The sequence below is a fragment of the Syntrophomonas sp. UBA5494 genome, from assembly GCF_002426325.1.
Genome location: NZ_DIPG01000089.1, coordinates 3,384 through 8,170, shown reverse-complemented (window position 1 = coordinate 8,170; position 4,787 = coordinate 3,384). Strand labels below are relative to the sequence as shown.

The window sequence follows — 4,787 nt, the reverse complement described above, 5'->3', positions numbered from 1 at the left end:
TCCTTCTATGGAATGAGAATCCCGGTTAAATAAAGTCATCAAAGAGAGCGGCTGCCCTATAAGTCCAAAATGGACTCAGGGGCAGCCTTTTTTTCGACTGCTTTTATATGCAGTTGCGTGCCAACAGTCCCTTTTTATTTCGCCATACCCTTAAAATCGACAGCGACCTTTCCCTGCCATTCAGCAGGAAAGAGCTTCTCCATCGCGAATGTAATGCTATAAAAAGAGGAAAATCATTCATGAGGAGGGTTAATTTTGAAGTTGTTTTATAAAACAAATAGACGATTAATGGCATCATTGCTTGCCGGGCTGTTTTTTCTGGCGCAGGGACTGATGTTTCCGGTTGTTTTATCTGCAGCCCAGCAGGCCACTCCATTTAACGACGTTGCGCCTGACCACTGGGCTTTGAAATACATTGTCAATCTGTCCGCCCGGGATATAATGTCGGGGGATAACAACGGCAATTTCCGTCCCGACCAACCCATCTCACAGCTGGAAGCAGTGCTTTTGGCGGTGCGCTGTATGGGGCAGGACAGTGCCATTTCTGAAGTAAATGCCGATGCGGATCTGCCCTTCGAGGTCCCTTCCTGGGCCAACCAGGGGGTTTTCAAGAAAGAGCTGTTGTTTGCCGTGGAACAGGGACTCCTGGTGCCCTCCCAAAAAGACTTCATCGCCTCAGACTTCGCCAGCCGCGCCTGGATAAGCCAGCTGATGGTGCGCCTGATCGGCAAACAGTCGGAAGCATTCACAATGAACAGCACCACACCTGATTTCATCGATGCGGACGAGATGCCTTCCTGGTCGATAGGTTACATAAATGCGGCTTTAAAGTATGATTTGATTTCAAAATTTCCCGATGGCAGCTTCAAGCCTGAGCAATTGGTAACCCGCGCCCAAACCGCTACCCTTCTGACCCGGGCCGAGCCCTATCTCACCCCCTCGGCAAATCAGGTTGAGGGTCCGATTACCGCCCTTTCGCCGGACACTATAGGTTTACAGGTGGGGCAGGCCATCATGGGATACACCTTAACCGATGACAGCTATTTGTTTGACCTCAATGACAAGGCTTGCACCTGGGATGCCTTAAAACTAGGCGACTACGCAAATCTGGTGATAGATGGCGCCAAAATCGAATATCTGGCCGTTTCCGAGCCGCCTGCCGCAACAATAACCCCTCAACCCCAGCCAGTGTTTGAGCAAGGCGGTACAGAGACCTTTTATAAGAGTGGTCTGGTTTACCTGGTCTCGGCTAAAAAACGCCTTATAGTGTTATCTACCGACGGCCTGCCTCTGGCCTACCTGGTGTCCACAGCCGCCAGAATATCGATACCTGGTATCGAAAATGCGACTTTATACGATATTCAGGATAATGATTACGTAGAACTAACCATAACCAACGGGATTATAACCCAAATTACGGTACAATAAGAGGTAGATGGCTCCGAGCTTGACCGCTCTCTGCGATGGGCCCGGCATGTATATGAAGGGGAAGTTTGATGAAGCAGATCGCCATTTATGGAAAGGGCGGCATCGGTAAATCAACCGTGGCCGCCCATATTTCAGCGGCCCTGACTTTAAGAGGTCTTAATGTGATGCAGGTTGGCTGCGACCCTAAGCACGACTCGACCCGCCTCTTGACCGGAGGCCGCCCCGCCCTGACGGTTTTGGACTATATAAAAAATACCCCGCCGGATAGTTGGAGATGCGAAGATATTGTAGCTTCGGGTTATGGCGGGATTTGGTGCGTGGAGGCAGGCGGACCCGAACCCGGGGTAGGATGCGCAGGGCGGGGGATACTCACCACCTTTGACCTGCTTCAGAAGCTCGGGATTATGAACAGCGACCGGGATGTGGTGATATACGACGTGCTTGGAGACGTTGTATGCGGAGGTTTCGCGGTACCCCTGCGCCGGGAATATGCTGACCAGGTCTATATCGTTACCTCCGGTGAGTTCATGTCATTGTATGCCGCCAACAATATCCTTAAGGGCTTGCAGAATTATGATGTTAATCCCCGTCTGGGGGGGTTGATTTTTAATCACAAAGGACTGGCGGAAGAAGAACAGCGGGTGGCACGTTTCGCGGCAGCCGTAAGCCTGCCTGTATGTGCGATTATTCCCCGCAGCGACGATTTTGCCGCAAGCGAAGCCATGGCGTGCACGCTTTTTGAAAGCGGTCACCGCAATTTATATGAGCTTTTTGACGGTCTGGCCGGGAAGATAATAGGGGAACACGCCTTGTACCCGGCCCGGGCTTTAGAACCTGAGCATTTAGAAGAACTGGTCCTGCGGCGCTCTTTCCCCAGGCGCACCTTGAATAGGCCTTCTACAAACAAAAAACCTGAGAACCTGCCATCCGGCGCCGTCCAAGCAAGCTCTTCGTTGCTCTCCTTAAATGTGCGCCGGCGGGAGCCTCTGCACGGCTGCGCTTTTAACGGTGCGGTTAACGCGGCTATACAGGTTGGGGATGCCGTTACCATAGCCCACGGCCCCAGGAGCTGTGCCCACGCCTCTTACCAGACCATAACCTCGGCGGCGCGCAAAGCGTTGTTTGAAAGGGGAGTGTCAATGCCTGCGCACATTATTCCGCCTCTGCTCAGTTCTGATATGAATGAAGGCAGAATGATTTTTGGCGGCATAGAAGAGCTGCGCCAGCAGGTCCTGGCTATTAAAGGAACCGGAGCCAAGGCTGTTTTTATCGCTACTACCTGCCCGGCAGGCATTATCGGAGACAGTTTGGAGCATGTCATGGACTTGGACGACCCTGGGGGAACACGATTAGTGGCACTGCCGGTCGACGGCAACATCAGCGGCGACTACCTGCAGGGTATGATTTCAGCCTATGCGGAAATAGCCCGGGCCTTGATCCGGCCCGGAACCAAGCCTGAGCCCGATCTGGTCAACATAATCGGAGAAAAAACCATCGCCAGTGTTACCGAGCCCAATTTGCAGATCGTCAAAGAACTGCTGAAGCATGTAGGGGTGTCGGTCAACTGCCGCTTCATATGCCAGACTTCGGTGCAGGAAATCGCCTCTTTTAAAAAAGCCCCCTTAAACCTTCTGGCTTATGATGACTATATGGGCCGCATGATGCGTGATTATTTGGGGAAGAATTTTGAGGCTCATTTCTTCGACCAACCTTTTCCCAGGGGATTTGAAGAGACCGCCAGCTGGCTTACGGGGATTGCGGAGTTCTTCTCCAGGCAGGAGCTGGTTGACGAAATAATCACCTCTTACCGCCAGCTGTACCAGGCTGAGATAGCATCACTTCGACCGGCCTTAGCCGGTAAACGCTTGATGGTGGTCACCTACAATCACGATATCGATTGGATACTGGAGCCGGCCCTGGATCTGGGCATGGAAATCGCGCTGGTGGGCATTCTCAATTATTCTCAGGACAATAATTTCCGTTCCCGATTTAAGGGGCAGTTTCCCTTGATTGAGCCATACCCTGACGAAAGGCGTCTGGAGGACATCCAATCCCAGAAACCCGACATCTACCTGTCCAACCACGCCCTGGCCCATTTTGACGGCGGTGTTTTTAGCGATGTGATTCCTTTATGCCCGGCAGTGGGCTTTTTCAGCGGTATAGAAATAGCCCGGAGATGGACCCAGATCTTTCGTAATAATCTCAACGAGGGGTGGAAAAAGGATGCAGCCTTATTCAGAAAATATATGGCCTGATGCTTTCAGCGGGGCTATTTTCGCCCTGGAAGGCATTAAAGACGCAGTGGTGATTTTAAATGGTCCCACCGGATGCAAGTTCTATCACAGCGCCATCTCCGATTACCAATATCCCCGGGACCTCTCCTTTGATCCCTTAAATTATCCGGAGATCTATTATTTCGGCCAGCCGCGCGTACCCGCTACCTTTCTGGACGGATATGATTATGTCTACGGGGCTACTGCCAAACTGGAAAAAATCCTGCAAAAGGTGGCCGTAAAGCCGGAATACAAGCTGGTAGCGGTAGTCAATTCCCCCGGCGCGGCTTTAATCGGCGATGACCTGGAAGGTTTGGTTAAAGGGCGAGTTGTGGATACGCCATATTTGTGCATCGAAAATACCGGCTTTTCGGGTCTGTTTACCGAAGGCTTTCAGACCGCCGTGCTGCAATTATTACAGAATCTGGAACCGGTTCCGGCCAAGACCTGCCCGCTAACGGTCAATCTGGTGGGCATATCCATATATCACAAGCATTACAGCGGTTCGATTAAGGAACTGCAGCGCTTGCTGTCACTGTGCGGCATTTCCATACAGGCCACTTTTTGCGCCGGCAGCGACCTGGCCCGGCTGCGGCAGTATAACAAAGCGTCTTTAAATATCCTGCTCCATCCTGAATACGGCCTGCAATTATGCCAGTGGATGCATAAACATCATAACATGCCATTTCTGTCTCCCCGAAGCGGTTTACCGCTGGGGTTTGAGGCCAGCAAAAACTGGATCAGGGAAGTCTGTGCCGCCCTGGAGGTTGATCCCGTCCCGGCTGTGCTGGATATAGAAGCCTGCCAGGCCCATGCATTTCTGCACCTGTCCCGCTATAACTCGGTAACCGGACTGCCCCGCGGCGCTACTTTCGCGGTGAAGGCCGAACCTGCCTTGGCCGCCGCTCTGACCGTGTGGCTGCACAGCTATCTGGGGATGGTTCCCGCAGCAGTTGAAATAATACCGGCTCATTTAGGCGACGATGCCGTCTTCCTTGAAAAATACCTGCGGGAGAACGGACTTGACAGTACTTTAGGGGCCTCTGTTGTAAAAAGCGGCGCTGATGTGGTCCTGGCCGACGGCAA

The 4,787-nt window shown here is 52.3% G+C and carries 3 protein-coding genes; all 3 read left to right on the top strand.

The genetic code is table 11. From position 1 onward, the window contains the following. Positions 1-255 precede the first annotated feature (255 nt). The gene (locus B3W37_RS09775; RefSeq protein WP_483175594.1) at positions 256-1,428 is read left to right on the top strand and encodes an S-layer homology domain-containing protein; all 1,173 of its coding nucleotides are present in this window, start codon (positions 256-258) and stop codon (positions 1,426-1,428) included. Between the two features lie 68 nt (positions 1,429-1,496). Continuing rightward, on the top strand, positions 1,497-3,683 hold the full coding sequence (locus tag B3W37_RS09770) for a nitrogenase component 1 (RefSeq protein ID WP_483175593.1): 2,187 nt from the start codon (positions 1,497-1,499) through the stop codon (positions 3,681-3,683). Beyond that, on the top strand, positions 3,652-4,787 hold a 1,136-nt coding region (locus tag B3W37_RS09765; RefSeq protein ID WP_483175592.1), incomplete at its 3' end, for a nitrogenase component 1. The genes B3W37_RS09770 and B3W37_RS09765, both read left to right, overlap by 32 nt.

Bases quoted from the DNA above. Each gene is read 5' to 3' on its own strand.
- B3W37_RS09770 (WP_483175593.1), top strand. From the start codon at position 1,497: ATGAAGCAGATCGCCATTTATGGAAAGGGCGGCATCGGTAAATCAACC.